Origin of the sequence: Desmospora profundinema, from assembly GCF_031454155.1 — a bacterium.
In the GTDB taxonomy this organism is placed as follows: domain Bacteria; phylum Bacillota; class Bacilli; order Thermoactinomycetales; family DSM-45169; genus Desmospora; species Desmospora profundinema.
The window spans coordinates 172607-192576 of sequence record NZ_JAVDQG010000002.1 but is presented as its reverse complement, the minus strand read 5'-3'; the positions used below and the strand labels follow the sequence as shown (position 1 = coordinate 192576).

Genomic DNA, 19970 nt, shown 5'->3' with positions numbered 1-19970 from the left:
TGGTTTTTCATCCCTGTTCGTTTTCAGAATCATTTGTGGAGGTGGGTTGGCATGAACCAATGGAATAAGGAGGTTCTGGAGTGGACCCGTGCACTGGTGAGTCATCCCAGTGTGGTGGGAACCTTGGGGGAGCGGGACTTAGCCCATTACATTCATGGCCGTTTGAGGGAGTGGCCCTATTTTCAAATGCATCCCGATCATCTATGGTTGGTGCGGACCCGTGGAGATGAAAAGGAACGGTACAGCGTGCTGGCGTTGGTAAAGGGGAATCTCTGCCCCAATCGGGAGACGGTTCTACTGATGGGCCATCTGGATACGGTGGGAGTGGAGGATTACGGAAAGTGGAAACGGTGGGCCTTTACCCCGGATGAATTGATGAAACGCTGGAAAGACGAACGCATTCCACCGGGAGTGAAGCGCGATCTGGAGGAAGGAGAATGGGCCTGCGGCCGGGGCTCCGTCGATATGAAAAGCGGGCTCGCCTGTCATTTGGCGCTTCTGCGCCATTATGCCGATCGGGTGGAGGAGTGGAGCGGAAATCTCGTCTTTTTGGCGGCATGCGACGAAGAGGACAATTCCAAAGGGATTTTGTCTTCGCTGGATGAATTGGCCCATATCCGTCGTGAGCATGATTTGGATTATATCGCCGCCATCAATACGGATTACACGTCCCCCCGTTATGACGGAGACCCTCACCGCTACGTTTACCTCGGAACGGTCGGCAAATTGCTGCCCGCGTTCTACATCGTCGGCTCGGAAACCCACGCCGGTCAGGCCTTTGAAGGGTTGGATCCCAACCTGGTGGCGGCGGAGCTGACGAGACGTCTGGATTATAATCCGGAGTTTTGCGATGAGATGTACGGAGAAGTGACCACCCCGCCTGTCAGTCTAAAGCAGACGGATCTGAAAGGATCCTACGATGTGCAGACGCCTGTTACCGCCTGGGTCTATTACAACTATTTCGTTCACCGCCGTTCACCGAAAGACGTGTTGGAGAGCCTCCGGGAAGTGGCTGCCCAAGCGTTGGAGGCCGCTTTGGCCATTCATCGGGAGCGGTTGGATTCGTTTGCACGCAAAAGCGGCGACCCTGTCGGCTCGCCGGATTTTTCGGCACGGGTGTACACGTATGAGGAATTGGTTCAGCAGGCTTCAAAGGAGCAGGGACCCGGCTTTGAAGAAGAGATGCGCCAGTTTGCCATGAACCTGGTCAACGAGGAAGGACTGGATCTGCGGGAGTATAACCGGCGCATGGTGGAGGAATTATGGCAGTGCAGCGGGGAAGCGGGACCGGGTGTCGTGTTGTTTTACGCTTCCGTCTATTTTCCTCGTGTCGTATTAGATCCCGATCAAGATCGGGACCGCCGCTTGATCGAAGCGGTACGGGAAGCGGTAGGTGCCGTACAGCCGGATTGTATCCATCCGATCCAGGTGCGTCACTTCTTTCCTTATATTTCCGATATGAGCTTTGTAGCCATCAGTGATGATGAAGAGGGTTTGGACGCACTGGCTCAAAATATGCCTGCATGGGGAACCAAACATCGGATGGATGTGGACGCGATTCGGGAGTTGGATATCCCGGTGGTCAATATCGGACCTTACGGAAAAGATGCGCATAAACAATGGGAGCGTGTCGAAGTGGCCTATTCCATGGAACTGGTGCCGGAGATCAATCGACAAGTGGTGGAACGGCTGTTTCGTCCCTCTTAAGCCTCGTGCACTTCTGCGATGCGCGCGATCAAACGAAAATCTTTTTCGGTGATGCCTCCGGCATCGTGGGTCGTGGTGGAGACGATGACCCGATCAACAGTCAGCATCAGGTCAGGGTGATGATTCTCCTGTTCGGCAATACGGGCGATCGTTTGGATAAAACGGGCGCCGTCCATATAATTTTCGAAGGGAACCGTTCGTACCAATCGATCCCCGGACCGGACCCATCCGGGGTTTTCCTTTAATCGTTTTTCCACCGTTTCTGCAGATAAAGCCATAGGGTACTCCCCCTTCTTTTTTCGTTTCCCCCATCGTTATACCGGTGGCATCTTTTGTCAAGCCCTCTGGCACCCGCCGGGTTGCATGGGGCTTTTTTCTTTGGCTTATACTAACTCTGCTTTCATCTCAAGGGGGGAGCCGCGGTGGTGACCGACGGATTGATGCAACTGTGGCGAGTTCTGGATTGGTTTTATTCCCATACCAGTCGGTTACAGTACGTGGACAAGGAACATCACAATTTGTTCCGTGTGGTTTTCAAGCGGTATCGGGGAGATCCGTTAACGACACAAGATGGCGTGCGATTACTCCCCGGTGATCGGTATGCCAAGCTCCATCTCCACAATTGGAGACTGGCCCACTTAATGCGTAAGGAACACATGGCCCAAAAAACGGGTCGCCATCCTGCATCGGCTGTGCGTATCGAGTTGAAAGTAATGAATGAGATTCGCCGCTCCTTGCCGACATTGGCCTCTTTTATCCAACATCATGCCGAGGCGGAAGACATTCAGGTTCTGGCGGGAACCACTTTTATCTATCGGGGAGCGAATCATTTACACTTTGATATCGAGGACTACACCCATCCGGTAAAAAGTCGCTTCAAATCTCTTTTTCTAAAGCTGATTTTGCTTGTATGCCAGCCCTCGGAATGGAAACGGCTGTGGAAGCGGCGGGATTTGGTTCCCAAACGGGTATTTATTTCCCGGAATCAACTGTCTCGATATTATGGAGAGAGGTCGAAGTCATGAGCGGGATTCATGTGATGATTTTAACGGAAACCGTCGGAGGAAACGGACACTTTCGGGCGGCGGATGCCATTCGGGCCGGGATCAAACGGACCGCACCGGATGTAAAGGTGCAGATTCAATGCGGCTTGTCCCACTTCAGTCCTTCTCTGGAACGCATTGTTCGCCAGTTTTATCTGGGAACGCTCCGTTATGCTCCGGGTTTGTGGGGAGCGGCTTATCAACGGGAACAAACCTGGAGCGAGTGGTTTCAGACTCCTCTCGGGGAACTGTTGTCTACCAAACTTTTGAAGCTCCTGGAGGAACAGTCGCCGGATGTGGTGGTCTGTACCCATGCATTTTGCCTGGGGGCGATGGGACAGTTGAAAGAACGACACCGCTTCGATTTTCGATTGGGAGCAGCGGTTACCGATTTTGATGCCAATGGTTTTTGGATTCATCCCGCTGTTGATTTTTATTTGCTGGCGCACGAAAGCGTCGCGGAAAAAATACATGATTGGTTTGGAGTGCCCCGTGAACGCCTCCATGTGACTGGGATCCCCATCGATCCCTGTTTTACGGAAGATACGGGGGAAAGAGCCGTTCTGCGGGAACAGTTGGGAATCGCACCCGAAGCTTTTACAGTCCTTTTGATGGGGGGCGGTGTCGGGTTGGGGCCCTTGGAGAAGGTAGTGAAATCCTTCCGCTTGGAAATGCCCAACGAAGAACTGGTGGTGGTGACGGGACGAAACCAGCGCCTGCTGGAACGATTATCGGCCCGTTATGATCAGGAGCCGGGTGTCCATATTTTGGGTTATACCCAGCGTATGCGCGATTGGATGAAGGTATCCGATCTGATTGTCAGCAAAGCCGGGGGACTGACCAGTTCGGAAGCCCTTGCCACCGGGTTGCCCATGATGATCTGCCAACCGATTCCGGGACAGGAGGAACGGAACAGCCGGTTTCTCACTCATCATCGAGTGGCTCTCAGACAGGACCGACCGGGAGAGATTCCCCGCCATATTCATCCCCTGATGAAGGCACCGGAACGTTGGGATCAGATGAGGCAGCGGGCGAAGGGGCTAGGGAAACCCGGGTCCGCCTTGGACGCCGCCGGAGTCATACTAAAAACAAACTAAAACAAAGCGGTGGGACTAAAAGTCGCCACCGCTTTGTTATGAGTTTAAGATTTGACGGACGGCCCGGAGCCGAGGCTGTGGAACGTAATCTCGGGACGGGAGCCAAAGCGCAGGTTAAAAGCGGTTTGGCCCAAGCCGTCACTGATATAAAATGCGCGTTGCTGATGATAATGCAAGCCGCTGATCACGTTTAAGCCCGGGAGCTTGCCCATTTTACGCAGATGGTACGGTTTGGGCCAACAGATCTGACCGCCATGGAAATGTCCCGACAACAGATAGTCGAAGTGATGATCCATGTCCAGCACAATATGGGGATCATGGGTCAAGACCAGGTTGATTCCTTCCGTTACTCCATGATAGGCCCGATCCGCATCACTGCGTCCGGTATAGGCATCATCGATTCCGATGATGTTCAACTTTTGGCCGCCGATGTCTAAGGTGTGATGCTCATTTTTTAAAACGATACATCCACGGCGTTCCATTTCTTTTTGCAGCGTCGGCAGATAATCGGCGATGACATAATCATGATTGCCGAAAACCGCGTACATCCCGTATCGGGGCTTAAGGCTCTGAAGGGCGTCCATATATTGAAGGAAGCGTCCGCTCATCCGCTTGGTATCCAAGTAGTCACCCGTTAATGCAATCAAGTCGATCGGTTCGTCTTTCACCTGTTCCAACAAGGCTTCCGGTGAAATTGAACATTTTTCCATATGAAGGTCGGATAAGTGCAGGATGCGCAAACCATTGTTGTTCAGTGGACGGGATACTTGAATATCGACATGTTTGACAGTGGGTTTATACGTATTATACCGTGCAATCCCCCAGCAGATGGCGAACAGTCCAAGAAGTAAGGTCCAGATCATCCACAACGTTAACACCACCTATCCATAGACAGTCTATTATATAGTAAAGGATTGGACGAGGTGCGTCGAGGGTGAAAAAAGGAAATTTTTATGGATATAATTGGGAATTTAAATCACCCCCCTATCCCAACGGCTTTTGGGATAGGGGTTGTCGGTTGCGGAGAGGCGGAACGCAAGAACACGGGGACTGACGTAATAGTAGTGTCTCCTATGGTAATGGTTATCATTCCCTGTTATCCACCTTTACGTTCAGGATCCGGCCTCGCATATGATGTATCACTCCATCACCACGGATGCAATGCTATAGTAAGCAATCACTTTCATGTCGATTTGATTCAGGCGGGGAAGGATCCTTTCGCGAAAAAATTCCGGTGCTGATCCGATCCTGACGGCGGGTATGGTGGAAGAAGAGGAAGCTTTCAAGCCCATCGTGACTTCCTCCAATGATTCAACCAGAGGTTCCCCCACTCTGCATCCAAAGAGGCCAAATGTTGACTCATGGCGGGCTGTGTCATCATTCTGGATTTGGCTTGCCTCCGATAGCGAGTGGTACTTATAAATGCTGATAAAACTGCGATACCATTCAAAATCAACCATGTTGAAATGCCCAGTCCTTTCATTTCTTGTGTTTATGATTGGATCGATCGTTTATCTATTCTTCTCTCCTATCATAACAACCCCCCATCTCCGTTATCTTGGGATGGGGGGTTGTTGTTGGTTGGGGAGGCAGGGATCGAACCTGCGCATCACGGAGTCAAAGTCCGTTGCCTTACCGCTTGGCTACTCCCCATGGGAAGACGGGATTCCCTAAGTAGAGCCCGTTCCCTCATACTATGTCATCCAGACTCCTGTTCTATCCCTTTTCGGCTGATTTCTGTCAATAATGAAAAATGCGGATCGGGTGATCTCTCGCGGAGATCAAACCATGACACCTGTCATTCTTTTTTGCTGACCCCTGTGAATATTCGTCCCCCTATTTCAACGGTAAAATCTGCATGGAAGAGGACACCTGAAGAATGGGGAGAGTGCCGTGGAACCTTCACACAAACGAATTCGTTTGCTGGATATCTGGCGGGGGTTTGCCATTTTGGGTACATTGGGAACCAACATCTGGCTGTTTGCCAACCTGGGGGATCTATCATATGTACTCACATTTGATCATCCGCCGTGGTGGACGTCGCTGGATCAATGGATTCGGGTGTTTGTTTTGTGTTTGGTAAATGGAAAATTCCTCGGGATCTTGGCGATTTTATTTGGAGTTGGATTAGAATTAAAGTATCGGCAAGCATTGCGGAAAAAGGATGCCTGGCCCGGCATCTATCTATGGATCTCCTTGATTTTGCTGGCTGAAGGAATGATTCATTTTACGCTGGTCATGGAGTATGACATTTTAATGAGTTACGCGGTGACGGCTATAATCGTTTCCTTCATCGTTAAGTTCGGCGATCAAGCGATCAAATGGAGCATGATGCTGTCGGGTGGATTTCATGTGTTGAGCCTGTTGTCGGTTACGGGAGTGATCCTGGCTACGGGAAATGCTCTTGCGGGCGAAATGTCTCACGTGGTCAGCCTTTATCAAGACGGCACATGGCTGGAACAACTGCAATATCGTCTGTCCGATTTTTGGGTGCTTCGCGCGGAAGCGATTTTTGTCATTCCGATGAATGTGTTTTTGTTTCTTTTGGGTGTTCGCCTGATGAGAGCCGGTGCGTTTTCTCCCGATGACAACGGAAAACGCATCCGCCGGAACATGCTGCGGATCGGCTTGTTTCTGGGGGCTCCGCTCCATTTGCTTCAGTTTGTCCCTGGAGGAGCGTTTGATTTGCCGGTTCGGTACTTGTTTGCCCCGCTTCTGGCCGTCGGCTATATGGCGCTGATCGCCAAGTGGGTCGAAAGCCGTCCCCGTCTGCGGCTATGGTCTTATATGGAGCGGGTCGGGAAAATGGCACTCAGCTGCTATGTCTTACAAAATGTGATGGCTTCCATCCTCTTTTACGGATGGGGATTGGGCTGGGGCGGACAAGTGGGTGCTTTAGCGACGGTGGCGATTTGGTTTGGCATCAGCCTGTTTCAAGTGGGTTTTGCCTGGTTTTGGTTGCGCATGTTTCGCTTCGGCCCGATGGAAAGCATGCGTCGATCCCTGGCTGCGTGGCCGGTTGGAGGACGGATGAATGCTGCAAAAACTGTACCCCCGCGATCAGATCGATCAATATCTGCTGATTGATGTGATTGCGCTTCTCTCTTTAGCTTATCAAGTGTTTATCGTACACAAGCCTTTTGGTTTGATCGGCAGCCTTTTGCTGTACAGTATCTATTTGAGTGTGTTTTATGTGAGTTTGTGGCATCAGGATGAGCGCCTTTTGGTTTCCGTGTATATCGGATGTGGGGTGCTAGCGGTTTTAGGGATGGTTTCCCATCTTTCGCTAACGGTGTTCGCCTTTATGCAAGCAGGCCAACTGGGTTTGGCCCGTTCCAAGCGTCTGATCGGGCTGGGCATGCCTGCGTTCCCGGCGATGCACGCGGCTGCCTATTACGGGCACAAAGGAGACCTGTCGGGATTCGTTCCTTCCTATTCCATGCTGTTTCTCCTGTTGCAGCTGGTGATCCCTGTTGTCGTCTATTTCGTTGAGCGGTCACGATCGCTGGGTTATGCATTGGATGAAGCGAACAAAAAAATTGAACGATATGTTCAAGAGGAGGAACGAAATCGGATTGCCCGGGATTTGCACGATACACTCGGGCAAACCCTGACGATGATCAAAATGAAAAGCGAGCTGGCGATCCGGTTGATGGATAAACAATCGGATCAGGCGAAACAAGAGATGCAGGAAGTGAGGGACACTTCCCGAACGGCGTTGAAACAAGTGCGGGAATTGGTAACGTCCATGAAGCAGGTATCCCTGGAGGAAGAGATTCAACACGCACACACCCTGTTCCGTATGGCAGGAGTCCACTTAGTCCTAAGGGAAACCGGTCCCCGGCCGGATCTTTCCCATGCGAAGGAAACGATGCTGGCCCTCTCGATTCGGGAAGCCTTCACCAATGTCATCAAACACAGCCAAGCCAAGAGGTGTACCGTCCAGATGGGATGGAACGACGGCCGCTATGAAGTCAGAGTGATGGATGACGGCATCGGGTCGGTAAAGGAGGAGAAACGGGGACATGGATTGGAATCGATCCGGGAGCGGATGTGTCTGGCTGATGGCGATGTCGGGTTGGAGTCTCCCGCCGGCGGCGGGTTTGTCGTTACCTTACGCATTCCGGCCCAGTCTGGGGAAAGGGTGAAGGTGCCATGATCCGCATCGTGATCGCAGAAGATCAGCAGATGCTGCGAGGCGCGTTGACGTCGCTGCTGCAACTGGAGGAGGATATACAGGTGGTGGCGCAAGCGTCCGATGGAAAAGACGCCTTGGATGCGATTGCGTGTCATCAACCGGATGTATGCATTCTCGATATTGAGATTCCCGTCATGACCGGTCTAGAGGTTGCCGAACACATCCGACGCCACCAGTGGCCGTGCAGGATCATGATCGTGACCACGTTTGCCAGACCGGGTTACTTACAGAAAGCCACGGATCTTCAAGTGGAAGGGTATTTATTAAAAGATGAACCGATTGAAACCCTGGTGGGTGCCATCCGCAAAGTGATGAACAAAGAGAAGGTGATCAGCCCGGAGCTGATGACAGCGTTGTTTCATCGCGAAGAAAATCCTTTGACCGAGCGGGAGCAAGAAGTCCTTCGTCTGGCAAAAGAAGGGCAGAGCACGAGACAAATCGCTCAAACACTCTTTTTGACCACCGGTACGGTCCGTAATTATCTTTCCACAGCCATACAAAAAATGGAGGTGGATTCCCGGCACCACGCCATCGTAAAAGCAGAAAAAAAGGGGTGGATTTAATAGACCAGCCAAGGCCCGATCCGGATAAAAGACGCTGATCGGAAACGAATAAATGGGATAACAATGGCTCATCCTGATTCTTGGAAAGGGAGTGATGCCATTGGAATGCCAAGCGGGTAATTGTTCGATCCACTGTCCAGGCGGCTGCGGCTGTATTTCCGAATCAGAAAATCCTGACCGCTGTAATTGTTTTTGTTCCGATCCCATATTCAGATGGAATGGCGATTTAGACACAGTAGAGTTAGAAACCGTTGTTAATCTCTATACCAAAGATTTTCCCCTGAAGGAACTGGCACTGGTGTTTGAGCGGATCACCCCATACCATATCAGCATCCCTGCGAAGCGGTTAGATACTTATGTGACAGTCCGAATTTCAAATACGGCTCTTGGTGAAATCCTGGAGGAGATCGGCCTGCATATATTCGAGGAAAAAGAAGAAGATCCTGATTGCCCGGATTGCGGTTGTGGAAAAGGGGATTATAAACCGACTTAGAGAACAGAAAGGCTCGCCCTGTAAGGGTGAGCTATTTTATATTTTCCACTTAATCTGATCTCTCTTATAACCCAATAAAAAACACCCTGGGGCAAGGGAGATTTTTATTGGGTGAAGGGTAGTAATTGATTTATGAAAATCACGTGATGACCATCAGGGAAGCAAGCCGCAGCCGCTAAACCGATTCTTTACAAGGAAATCATTCATAACATACTGTGAATCTAGTCAATGGTGATCGTAACATCAGTTATATAGCAATTAAGGTAATAGTAGCAGATGAATACCTCCTTTAGAGTGGTTAAGGTTAATTTATGGTATGAGTGCCTAACGTCGAGTGTCACTCGACCCGTATGCCTATTTTTCAAATGAAATGGGCTGTATAATCAGTAACCACAACGGGCGATTGGAGTATTTATATTTAAAATAAGTAGATGGGTGATATCATGAATCCTTGCCTTTATTGGTACAATTGGTTTTTGTTTCAGCAACATAACCCTGTAATCCCGCACCCTTTTGTGGGACCGCACCATTTAAGACCGTTCCCTTTTGGTGGACCTCATGGCCTACTTTTTAGGCCGTTTGTGCATCCATATAGACCACCGTATCATCCATATAGAGAATACGAATTTCCGCAACGGTGGCGTTAATTACAAATAAAGGCCTGGACTTTTCCAGGCCTTTTTCATTGGGAAAAAGGAGGTTAATCTTTAGGAAGCCCTTCGCATTTCAACACTCAAAAGGAGAAAGTTACTAAATAACAATATAATAATCCCGATTATGAATATGATTCTTCCTAAAACTACAATGTTTTCATCCCTTATGTTTTTCATCCCTTATCTCACCCATATTTTTTTAAATTTTGTACATGGGTATATTATTCAGTTGCGATTAGAATGGTGTTACTCGATCAAGCCCAGGCTGATGTATTCTGCCATTCGGATTTGTCCGGTTCTCTCCAGTTGATGCCCCTTTTGATATCGTTTTACGACTCGTTCCAAATCGAACCAAATATGCCGTCCAACTACCTCGATCGCCTCGAACCAATCGTTTGGGTATCGTGTTGTCTCGCCCCATAATGGGTCCTACTATTTTTACAGGAGTTCCGATCGAGATCATCCGGTAGAGACGTTTTACATTGGAAATTTTCATACGAACCCGTGACTGGCATTGCGGCCGATGGAATAAGGGCGGTTGGTTCTGTGGATCCCGTATTCTCTCCAAGGGAAACGGATGACTACGATGCTCTATTTGAAAGGAATAAGTGTTCACTGTAATGCCGCTGGGAAGTATATACACGAGATGGTGCTAGGGGAAAGATCTACACTTTATCACTCTCTCAGATAAAAGACTCACCTGTATTGGGTGGGCTTTTTTGTATGGGAGATTCGCACTCCTCCTAATACATTTCGACTAAATTATATAAAAAATGACAACAAAGGAAGGATTGCGACATCTTGTGTCGAAAACCAGGGAATAGAATCCTATTCTTACAATAGAAAGGAGGTGAGGGGGTGGATGCCGCTCAAACCGTCACGGAGCTACTAAAAGAAGCGATTGAATCAGGGGCCAGTGATTTGCATCTGGAGCCGCGCATCGATCATGTCTGTGTCCGCCAGCGGGTGGATGGGTTTTTGGTTCCCGTAAGCCGCTTTCCCAAAGAGGCGTTGGGAGCACTGGTCTCCCGCATTAAGGTGATGGCCCATATGGACATTGGAGAGAAGAGGCTCCCCCAGGATGGGGCGATGGCGGTTCATCATCAGACCGAGCGGGTGGATATTCGTGTATCCAGCATGCCGATGTTGTATGGAGAAAAGCTGGTACTGCGCCTGCTGCGCAATCGTCCCGAATTGCTTTCTTTATCCGAATTGGGAATGGGAGTCGACGAGGCGGCACGGTTGAAAACCATGATCGGAATGCCGGGAGGATTTATCATCGTAACCGGTCCGACCGGGACGGGGAAAACTACGACCTTGTATGCGATGCTGCAAGAATTGAACCGTCCCGAGCGCAATGTGGTTACATTGGAAGATCCGGTGGAATATCAGCTGCCGGGGGTGAATCAGGTCCAGATTAACCGAAAAGCGGGACTCACCTTTGCGATGGGCTTGCGTGCGGTGTTGCGACAAGATCCCGACGTGATCATGGTGGGGGAGGTAAGAGACAGAGAAACCGCTGACATTGCTATTCGGGCGGCACTGACCGGACATAAGGTGTTAACCACCTTACACACCACAGACGCACCCAGCACGATCACCCGTCTGCTGGATATGGAAATCGAGCCTTATAAAATTGCTTCCGCCTTGACCGGTGTAATTGCGCAGCGGCTGATCCGGCTGATCTGCAGCGAGTGCCGCGGACCCGGATGTGAACATTGTCACCAAACCGGCTACCGACGGCGCACCGGTGCCTTTGAGGTGCTGTTGATGATAGAAGAGATGCAGCCGCTGGTGGTGGAGAGGGCTTCTCTATCCCGATTGCGGCAAGCGTTTAATCGGGAGGGAATGCGCTCGTTGCAGGAAGTGGTGTTGGAAAAAGTGCTTACCGGTCAAACAACGGTTGCCGAGTATCATCGGGTGGTGGAGGTGACGGATGAGTCACTCACGGAAAAGGAAGAAGCGCATTAGGGTGGATCAACTGGCCCAAGTGGGCCAACATTTGGGTCACCTGTTGGATGCGGGTTTTCCCCTGGTTCCCAGTCTGCGCCTGTTACAGGAGCAAAAGGTGCTAAGGCCGGAGGAAGCCCATGGGATCCTGGTGGATCTGGACAATGGAAGGAGTTTGTCACAGGCGTTGGCAGGTGCAGGGTTCCCGTCGCTGTTTGTCTCCTTTATCCGGGCGTCGGAAGAGCACGGGAACCTGGCGTTTGGATTAAAACAGTGTGAATCCTACTACAGTCAGCAGTATCGTTTTCGTCGGGACATATCCCAAGCCGTGGCTTATCCGCTGGTGGTGCTGGTATTAGTGGGTTTTTCTTTCTTCTTTTTGATGACAACAGTGGTTCCTCGGTTTCGTGAATTGTATGAAGCGATGGGGTTGGAACTGCCGGCCTATACCCAGATGGTGCTGATGATCCATGGATTTCTCCCGGTGATCGGGGTGGCGGGTGCCGGAATGGTCTTATTCATCTTGATTTTGCGGATATCGGTGCGCTACCTGCCTTCGGATCGTCAGGAGACGGTCGAGGAATGGTGGCGGCGCCTCCCTGGGTTGCGGTCGTTCTACTCCTTGCGTTTCACTCATTATCTGTCTGTTCAATTGGGAACGATGCTCCAATCGGGAGTCCCCTTATTGCGGGCGGTGGAGATCATGAAGGAATTAAGTCCCTGGAGACCGCTAGCCCGCAGTGTCGCTCGCATTCGTGCGGGGTTGTTGCAGGGACAGTCGTTCCATCGATCCGTGGAGAAAGAGGGAGATCGGTTTCTGCCCGCTTTGGCGCGGCTGGCCGCGTTGGGAGAGGAATCCGGCCGGTTGGACCAATCGCTTCTCACATTGGGCAAAGGGGCCGAAATGATGATTCGGGAGCGGTTGAAACGATGGACGAAGAGTTTGGAGCCGATTTTAATTTTTATCATCGGTTTGTTTATGGCCGCCACCGTGATTGCCATGTTTTTGCCCATGTTACATCTGGTGCAGGCCATGTGAGAAAGGAGTGATCCATGTGAGAAAGCGGCTGTGGAGAGATGAGCGGGGTTTTACGCTGATTGAAATGCTGGTGGTGCTGTTTGTGATCGCGGTAATTATCGCCATTGCCCTGCCCAACCTAAAAGCGGCAGGGGAGTCGGCCCAGGAAAAATCTTGCGAAGCCAACCGGAAATTGATTGGTTCGCAAGCGGACAACTACTATCTGGAAATGGGCAGTTATCCCACCAGTGTGGAACAGCTGCATCGCCGGGGCTATCTGCGCACCGCTCCCAACTGTCCGGCAAAAGGCAAGTATTCCATCCATCCTAACGCCTCCGTAGAAAAAAGGGTGAAGTGTTCCATCCATGGTGATTGAGGGCGTGTATGGGAACGAAACGAAAACAGTCACATCGACCCGGGAGCTCGCCAAACGGATGGATCAGACACACCCTAGTGCTCCGGGCCGATGGAAGAAGCGGACGGGTCCGGGATGGATCGGGTGGCGAGATGAAGGCGGTTGGAACCTGGTGGAGCTGCAAGTGACGCTGTTGTTGATTTCCCTCCTCGCAGGGCTTTGCTACCCTGCTTTTGTCCAGTGGGCCGACCGGGTGGAGCGGGATTTGTTTCTTGGAGTGTTGGCTTCCGACATCCGCATGGCTCAGCGGGAAGCGACGGTGAGGGAGGAAGAGGTGGTGCTGGCGTTGGATTCTGAGGCTGGAATCTACCGCATCATGCGAGACGGACAGGTCATCCGGCAAGGGAAGATGCCGTCCCGGTTCCAGGTGGAGAGCAATTATCCCGGGGATCGAATCCTCTTTCGGCGCACCGGTCAAGTACGGGGCGGTACGCTGTCGCTTCGGTCCGGGGGTGAGTTGGTGGGAAAGGTGATCATCCAGGTGGCTTCCGGCCGCCCCCGGGTGGAGACGGGACCATGAGAGGGGCGGAGAAGGGGTTTACCCTGGTAGAAGTGGTGACGGCTTTGATGGTGCTTAGCGTGATTTTGGCAGTGGGGATTCCCATCATGACGGAGGTGAGGGAACAACAGCATCTGCAAGCACAGCGGATGCAAGCAGTGTTGTTACTGGAACGGCACATGGAAGAGCTGCAAATCCGCCCCTTCCCCTTGCCGCAGGAGGGTTCAACACGGGAACAAGTGGACGGCACACGATTTGATGTTCGATGGAAGCAAAAACGGGCCGGATCCCGCCTGGCCGGAACCCAAGTGGAGGTGCAATGGCAAGACAGACGCGATCAAACGCAACAACTCCGACTGCGCGCCCTTCAATACATGCCTTAACGGGGCAGGAGGGGTTCACCTATGTGGAGTTTTCGGTTGTGTTGATGTTGTTGCTGCTGTTTGTCCCGGTCGTGATGTCGGTTTCTTTTCATGTGGAAAAAGGGATGAAAGAAGCATTCTGGGAACAGCAGCTGCAGATGGAACTGTCGGCCTTTGCCGCCGACGTCCGGGATGAAATTCGTTCCTGTACCCACCACCGGTTGTCGAAGGAAGGATGGCTCTTGATGGAGACGCCGACAGGAGAAACGATCCGCTACAAACACGACCGGCGCCGGATTATCCGCAGTGTGCGCCCGCTGGGGGAAAGCCGTTTTCAGGGAACCACCATCCTGGCCCACGATGTCTACTGGGTCGTTTTTTCCCCGGACGGCACCGGTGTCCACGTGGAGATCGGGCTGCAAAACTGGCATGGTGACCGAGAAGCCCGGCTTTATTTTCGAGGGAGGACAGCACCATGACAGATGAACGGGGAATTGCCCTTCCCTTGGTCCTGGGTGTGATGGTTCTGGTGTTTCTGCTGGTGACGGCCACTCTCTCCCAATCTCTGCAGGCTCGGCACAGCACCGTCACGGACTGGCAGATGCTTCGCGCCCAGTATGCCGCAGAAAGCGGCATCGCCCGCATGCAGGAGAAGATTTGTCAGCAGGAGCAATTCGGAACTATCACCACTCAATTAAACGGGATGGAGGTCGTCACCCAAAGTGTGATCCGGGGTGGGGAAGGTGTGATCATATCAACCGCGGAAGGGCAGGGGGTCAAGCAAACCATCCGGGTTTGGTTGGATCGGAAGACGTGTACCGTAATCCGCTGGGAACGATGAGCACGGGGTGAATGGAAAGGGGCCGGAATAGACCGGCCTTTTTTTATATTTGTCGTCCCTCCTTTTAGGGCTTGTCTGGTCATTCATTTTTCCGTGAGAAAAAGGGAGGGTTGGTATGGCCTTTGGGTCGCCTTTGCACTCACAGAGCACAAGTCTCGCCTAGGGCCTGTCTGGTAATTCAATTTTTCGCAAGAACAAGAGAGGGTCGGTGTGGCTGGCGGAGAGCCTTTGCGCTTTTTGCAACGAAACGAAGACAGCCATAGCAACCCGGGATCTCGCCTTACGGATTGTACAGACAAGCCCTAAAGGGACTTTCTGTCGATTGGCTACTCGAGAGGCAACAGCCGTGATTCCTTTTCAATACAAGCATAAAATAATGCGATTGAAATGAAGGGGGGAGGAAGAGTGAAAGAAGGAGGACGAATAAAAATCGGTCAAAACAACGGTTCTTTCAATATCAGAACCCAATTTACGTTTGTGACGGACGATCCTACACTTCATCGCATTTTAAGTGGGATTGCCTTTACCAGAACCAATATTACTGGATATTTCCAAACCAAGATCAGCAACCGATTCAATTTGGTTAAGTTCGTGGTCGGGCCTCCTGATTTTGAAAGGCCCCGGGATCTTCGGATCGTAAGGAGTATCCTTCGTTTTTTGGGTGTTCGCTTTCAAGAGGAGAAAGTAATTCAATTTCGTCGAATCATACCAGGGACTCCCGGTGTGATTAACACACTGTTCGGAGCCTTATGGTTTAGAGTGAGAGTAAAGGCCATATACCTCGGAGAAGATACGAGATTATTTTTGAATGTATCAGATGTGAACCGGGCGATCCATATTCTAAGACAAAGAAATATTGTGTAGGAACAGGGCCGGCAATTTTGCCGGCCCTATTGTTTCTATCGATACATGATGATTTCCGCGGGGACCGGTGTTCTCAACATGAGAGGGTTAGATGGATTTTTAACGGGTATCCAGGAGGATTGTGTCCATGACTACTGCGATTTCGGGGTGGATTGGACGAGCGTATTCTGTCCAGCGGCGATCCACCATGTTCCTTGCTCTTTTACCATGACATAGATCGCGAGACTCCCCTGCCCGTCTTCTATGATTTTTCCCTCGGAGGTTGTCGGGTACTGCCGTACATGGGTAACGGCTACATCGGCACGCACAAACAGGATACTCTCGACGGAATAACGCGCGTATGCATTGCGTAGCGGACCAGCCAAAACGCGCTGGTGCACATGATTGATTTGTTTCCGGCCGGACAGCCGTTCACCAAACACATTGACCCACGTGGCATCTGGAGTAAAGTGACGATCCAACTCATCGGCATTATGTTGATTAAATGCGGCCTCCATCTCAGCAACTGTTTGTCTGATGGCGACGCTCTCTTGCTCATGAGCTTCTCGTTTACCGTTCATTTTTTCTCCTCCTTATGGGTGAGGACTGGTATGGAGCGATTAGCAGCCTGTTTGTTTAAAAATACGATAGTTTGTTTTTTTTCGCTTCAGTCGACATGCTGAAAAAAGATCCCTATATAGTCGTAGGACTTTGGAGTCGCTTCGCAGGAAGTCTCGTCGCAGTTTTGAGGACTTCACATATGTAAAGTAAGTACTTACATTACAACTTAAAAATCAATGTGATATATTGACCGTGAATGGACGTAAATCCAAGGGATGGACGGTTGTTTTGGGTCTTTGATGAAAGGGTGTCATGTAACACGGAGGACACGCATATCTGGATGATCCGTAAAAAAGGAGGAGGCATGCCCGATGAAATCGTATGTCTTGTTTTTCAATCAGGTGGATCGTTCCAGTCTCCCGTATGTCGGTGGAAAAGGAGCCAACCTGGGTGAACTGAGCAAGGCGGGTTTTCCAGTGCCGGATGGCTTCTGTGTCACCACCTTTGCTTTCCAAGATTTCATCGCAACCAGTTCCGACATGGAGACGTTTTTCGAGTCTTTGGATATCTTGGACCCTCAGGATTTGGAACCGTTGCGCAAGTGGGGAGAACGGATTCGTACCCATTTGGAGCAACTGGCGATCCCTGCCCCGTTGGAACAGGAAATCATTTATGCTTGGGAATCGGCGGGGAAGGAGATTTCGTATGCGGTTCGTTCCAGCGCGACAGCGGAGGATTTGCCGACCGCATCTTTTGCCGGTCAGCAGGATACTTACTTAAACATCCGGGGGCGAGATGAATTGCTCCGGCATATCCGGAAATGTTGGGCCTCATTGTTTACGGATCGGGCGATTGCTTACCGGGCTAAAAATGGATTTAATCATCGTCAGGTTTCCCTGTCTGTGGTAGTGCAACAGATGGTTAATCCACAGATCGCAGGGGTGATGTTTACCGCCGATCCCACGAATGGGAATCGAAACGTGGTGTCTATCGATGCCAGTTTTGGGTTGGGGGAATCCATCGTATCCGGCATGGTGTCGGCAGATTTATATAAAGTGAAAAACGGCCAAATCATTCACAAAAATATATCGGAAAAGAAAATCGGGATTTATCCCCTGCCGGAAGGCGGGACGGTGACAAAGGACCTGCCTCCGGATCAAGGGACGAAACCAGTCCTGACGGATGACCAGATTTTATCTGTGGCTAAGTTGGGGAAAAAAATCGAAAAACACTTTGGCTCTCCGCAAGATATTGAGTTTTGTATGGAGAACGGTGAATGGTTTATGGTGCAGAGCCGGCCGATTACGTCGCTTTATCCCTTGCCCGACATCCCGCAGGAACCGCTTCGTATCATGTTCTCGTTCGGCCATGTACAAATGATGACCGATGCGATGAAGCCGCTGGGGATTTCGGTCTTACGAACCATATTTCCGAAACAGGCTTTTTTAGAAGCAGGAGGACGCCTGTTTGTGAATCCCACGGAAGTGCTTCGTACCAAGCCGGGAAGAATGATTCTTCCGAGAGTCTTTCAGCATTTGTTTGATGAAGCCCTCAGCCTTGAGATCCGGGAAGTGATCGAGCGGCCTGAGTTTCTCAACGTTCCCCCAAAACGGGGTTTTATAAAGGCCGCCTATCGATTGGTTGCTCCCATTCTCAAAGAGGTGTGGAACAATCTTTTCAAGCGTGATCCGAAATTAGCGAGAAGCAAAGTGGAACGTTATATGGAGGAAAAATGGACAGCGGTTCGTAAAGAGTTGCAAGGTGTAAGCGGACCGAAGCGTCTGGAAGCCGCTCAATATCAATTAAGCATTTTCGGAAAGGGCATGCTGCAAAACATCTTACCAATCGTGATTTGTTTCCCGATCTCATTCCACTTGTTGAAGAAAGCGCTGGTTCGTTGGATCGGGGATGATAAAAAACTGCACCAGTTAAATAAATCCCTTCCCGGCAACATTACCAGCGAGATGGGCCTTGTGATCGGCGATTTGGCTGATCTGGTTCGGGAACTGCCGGAGGTGGAGGAGTATCTAAAACAGGCCGATGACCAGACCTTCGATGAAGGACTGTTACACGTGGACGGGGGTGAGAGGTTTAAACGGGCCTTTGACGACTTTATCGGAAAATACGGAAATCGATGCGCCGGTGAAATTGACCTGACCCGGCCTCGCTGGCGCGAAACCCCTACCCAACTGGTTCCTGCCATCTTGGGACACATGCGGAGTGTGAAGCCGGGGGAACATCGGCAAAAATTCCTAAATGGGGAACAGGAAGCCGACGAAACGGCGCGGCGGATTCTGCATCAGGTTGGAAGCAGTGGCTTTAAGTCCAGACAGATGAAACGCTTAATCGAGGTGTATCGCTATATCGGAGGGGTTCGGGAACACCCCAAATATCTGTTGACTCTGATTTTGGATGAGTGCAAAAAAGCGATCCAGGCGGAAGCGGAAGAGCTGGTGAAGAAAGGCGTGCTGCAACATCCGGAAGAGGTGTTTTACTTGACTCTCGACGAGTTGATTCAACTTTCAAAAGGGGAGTTTAAACCAGATGTCTCCTCATTGGTTGCCGACCGGAAAGAACAATATGAATGGCACCAAACGTTGAACCCGCCCCGAGTCATGACGAGCGAAGGGGAGAGGGTAACCGCTTCCCCCAGGCAAGGAGAATTTCCCGAAGGGGCTCTTGTCGGAAACCCGGTTTCCGCCGGTGTGGTAGAAGGAACAGCCCGGGTTGTTCAAAAGCCGGAAGAGGCTCACCTCCAAGAAGGGGAAATCCTGATTGCCCCTCATACCGATCCCGGTTGGACTCCTTTATTTCAATCAGCCCAGGCATTAGTGACCGAAGTTGGGGGATTGATGACACACGGTGCCGTTGTGGCCCGGGAATATGGGATTCCTGCGGTAGTGGGAGTGGAGGATGCCACCAAGAAAATTAAAGACGGGCAAATGATTCGTGTGGACGGAAACCAGGGATTTGTGGAGATTTTAAGTGAAGGAAATGATAATCGTTGAAGCAGCGTTTACGGAAATCGGAGGGGCCGCATATGAACGAACAACTAAAAGCCTTGCTGAAAGAAGCCGATATTTCAGTGGGCACGAACCAAACCGATAAACAAAAAGATGTGATCCGGGCAGCCCTAGAATTATTTGCGGAAAAGGGGTACGCCGGGACTACGACACAAGCGATTGCTCAAAAAGCCCGGGTTTCTGAGAAAACGCTGTTTAAGCACTTTGAAAGTAAAGAGAAACTATTTAGGCAGACGGTTTATCCCGCCATGATCCAGGTACTGGCTCCTCTATTGATCGAGCAGACAGAGAAAATCATCGAGAAAGAAAAAAACCGCCACTACCGGGATGTCCTGTATGACGTATATAAAGACAGAATCGATTTTGCCATCGAGAATCCCGACGTGATCAAGCTGATCCTGCAAGAATTGCTCTTCAGTCCGGACTTGCGGGGCGTCATGGCCAACATTTTGCAACAACAGATGGCGCCGCTGATTTCACAAGTATTGCCCCCCACCGACGATGGAGAACCCGATTATTCTCTCATTCGGGTGATTCTCAGTTTATTGGTCGGTTATATATCGACCCGAACGATCCTGGCCCCCGATCAAGCATGGGATGATGAAAAGGAAATTCAATTTATGCTGGATGTTCTATTTTACGGCTTAGAAAGAAGGCAAAACTCACAGGATTGAAATCTGAATTCCCATCGCTCCTTTGTGATA

General features: G+C 50.8%; 20 protein-coding genes and 1 tRNA gene. 16 read left to right on the top strand and 5 right to left on the bottom strand.

The window, feature by feature from the left end; genetic code table 11:
* Nucleotides 1–51 precede the first annotated feature (51 nt).
* A complete protein-coding gene (locus JOE21_RS04610) occupies nt 52–1707 on the top strand; it encodes a M20/M25/M40 family metallo-hydrolase (protein ID WP_309862971.1) in 1656 nt (551 codons plus the stop codon).
* Here JOE21_RS04610 and JOE21_RS04605 read toward each other — a convergent pair.
* On the bottom strand, nt 1704–1985 hold the full coding sequence (locus JOE21_RS04605; RefSeq protein ID WP_309862968.1) for a 4a-hydroxytetrahydrobiopterin dehydratase: 282 nt from the start codon (nt 1983–1985) through the stop codon (nt 1704–1706). The genes JOE21_RS04610 and JOE21_RS04605 overlap by 4 nt on opposite strands.
* A 144-nt stretch (nt 1986–2129) precedes the next feature.
* Between JOE21_RS04605 and JOE21_RS04600 the strand changes: the two genes are divergently transcribed.
* Entirely contained in the window at nt 2130–2732 is a 603-nt protein-coding gene (locus JOE21_RS04600) for a YkoP family protein (protein ID WP_309862966.1), read from the top strand.
* Complete coding sequence (locus JOE21_RS04595) at nt 2729–3847, top strand: MGDG synthase family glycosyltransferase (protein ID WP_309862964.1); 1119 nt, start codon at nt 2729–2731, stop codon at nt 3845–3847. Before JOE21_RS04600 ends, JOE21_RS04595 begins: the two co-directional genes overlap by 4 nt.
* Before the next feature lie 44 nt (nt 3848–3891).
* Here JOE21_RS04595 and JOE21_RS04590 read toward each other — a convergent pair whose 3' ends face one another.
* The 3 genes from JOE21_RS04590 to JOE21_RS04580 form a co-directional block, all read right to left on the bottom strand.
* The gene (locus JOE21_RS04590; RefSeq protein WP_374709326.1) at nt 3892–4707 is read right to left on the bottom strand and encodes a metallophosphoesterase; all 816 of its coding nucleotides are present in this window, start codon (nt 4705–4707) and stop codon (nt 3892–3894) included.
* Between the two features lie 279 nt (nt 4708–4986).
* Entirely contained in the window at nt 4987–5139 is a 153-nt protein-coding gene (locus JOE21_RS04585) for a hypothetical protein (protein ID WP_309862961.1), read from the bottom strand.
* 286 nt (nt 5140–5425) lie between these two features.
* Nucleotides 5426–5500 (bottom strand) — tRNA-Gln (locus tag JOE21_RS04580).
* Between the two features lie 240 nt (nt 5501–5740).
* On the opposite strand from JOE21_RS04580, the gene JOE21_RS04575 reads away from it, so the two are divergent.
* The 11 genes from JOE21_RS04575 (at nt 5741) to JOE21_RS04525 (ending at nt 14839) form a co-directional block, all read left to right on the top strand.
* Entirely contained in the window at nt 5741–6934 is a 1194-nt protein-coding gene (locus JOE21_RS04575) for a DUF418 domain-containing protein (protein ID WP_309862959.1), read from the top strand.
* Complete coding sequence (locus JOE21_RS04570; RefSeq protein ID WP_309862956.1) at nt 6882–8006, top strand: sensor histidine kinase; 1125 nt, start codon at nt 6882–6884, stop codon at nt 8004–8006. Before JOE21_RS04575 ends, JOE21_RS04570 begins: the two co-directional genes overlap by 53 nt.
* Nucleotides 8003–8608, top strand: a complete 606-nt coding sequence (locus JOE21_RS04565) for a response regulator (protein ID WP_309862953.1) — start codon at nt 8003–8005, stop codon at nt 8606–8608. The genes JOE21_RS04570 and JOE21_RS04565 overlap by 4 nt, the downstream gene beginning before the upstream one ends.
* A gap of 100 nt (nt 8609–8708) precedes the next feature.
* Entirely contained in the window at nt 8709–9101 is a 393-nt protein-coding gene (locus JOE21_RS04560) for a hypothetical protein (protein ID WP_309862950.1), read from the top strand.
* A 1511-nt stretch (nt 9102–10612) separates the two neighbouring features.
* Nucleotides 10613–11725, top strand: coding sequence for a GspE/PulE family protein (locus JOE21_RS04555; RefSeq protein ID WP_309862947.1), 1113 nt, complete (start codon nt 10613–10615; stop codon nt 11723–11725).
* A complete protein-coding gene (locus tag JOE21_RS04550) occupies nt 11691–12743 on the top strand; it encodes a type II secretion system F family protein (protein ID WP_309862944.1) in 1053 nt (350 codons plus the stop codon). Before JOE21_RS04555 ends, JOE21_RS04550 begins: the two co-directional genes overlap by 35 nt.
* Before the next feature lie 16 nt (nt 12744–12759).
* Nucleotides 12760–13098, top strand: coding sequence for a competence type IV pilus major pilin ComGC (locus tag JOE21_RS04545; RefSeq protein ID WP_309862941.1), 339 nt, complete (start codon nt 12760–12762; stop codon nt 13096–13098).
* Nucleotides 13099–13102: 4 nt separating this feature from the next.
* On the top strand, nt 13103–13657 hold the full coding sequence (locus JOE21_RS04540) for a GspH/FimT family pseudopilin (RefSeq protein ID WP_309862939.1): 555 nt from the start codon (nt 13103–13105) through the stop codon (nt 13655–13657).
* Nucleotides 13654–14019 carry a type IV pilus modification PilV family protein gene (locus JOE21_RS04535; RefSeq protein ID WP_309862936.1) on the top strand — a complete coding sequence of 122 codons (366 nt, stop codon included), beginning with the start codon at nt 13654–13656 and terminating at the stop codon, nt 14017–14019. The genes JOE21_RS04540 and JOE21_RS04535 overlap by 4 nt, the downstream gene beginning before the upstream one ends.
* A gap of 23 nt (nt 14020–14042) precedes the next feature.
* Nucleotides 14043–14477, top strand: coding sequence for a hypothetical protein (locus JOE21_RS04530; protein WP_309862934.1), 435 nt, complete (start codon nt 14043–14045; stop codon nt 14475–14477).
* Nucleotides 14474–14839 carry a hypothetical protein gene (locus JOE21_RS04525; RefSeq protein WP_309862931.1) on the top strand — a complete coding sequence of 122 codons (366 nt, stop codon included), beginning with the start codon at nt 14474–14476 and terminating at the stop codon, nt 14837–14839. Before JOE21_RS04530 ends, JOE21_RS04525 begins: the two co-directional genes overlap by 4 nt.
* Nucleotides 14840–15834: 995 nt before the next feature.
* Here JOE21_RS04525 and JOE21_RS04520 read toward each other — a convergent pair.
* On the bottom strand, nt 15835–16263 hold the full coding sequence (locus JOE21_RS04520; protein ID WP_309862928.1) for an SgcJ/EcaC family oxidoreductase: 429 nt from the start codon (nt 16261–16263) through the stop codon (nt 15835–15837).
* Nucleotides 16264–16614: 351 nt separating this feature from the next.
* Here JOE21_RS04520 and JOE21_RS04515 point away from each other — a divergent pair, with 351 nt between their 5' ends.
* Nucleotides 16615–19251: a phosphoenolpyruvate synthase gene (locus tag JOE21_RS04515; RefSeq protein WP_309862925.1), complete on the top strand. Its 2637-nt coding sequence runs from the start codon at nt 16615–16617 to the stop codon at nt 19249–19251.
* 32 nt (nt 19252–19283) lie between these two features.
* Nucleotides 19284–19940 (top strand): TetR/AcrR family transcriptional regulator, encoded by a 657-nt coding sequence (locus tag JOE21_RS04510; protein WP_309862922.1) that lies wholly within the window; start codon nt 19284–19286, stop codon nt 19938–19940.
* Nucleotides 19941–19970: the final 30 nt, after the last annotated feature.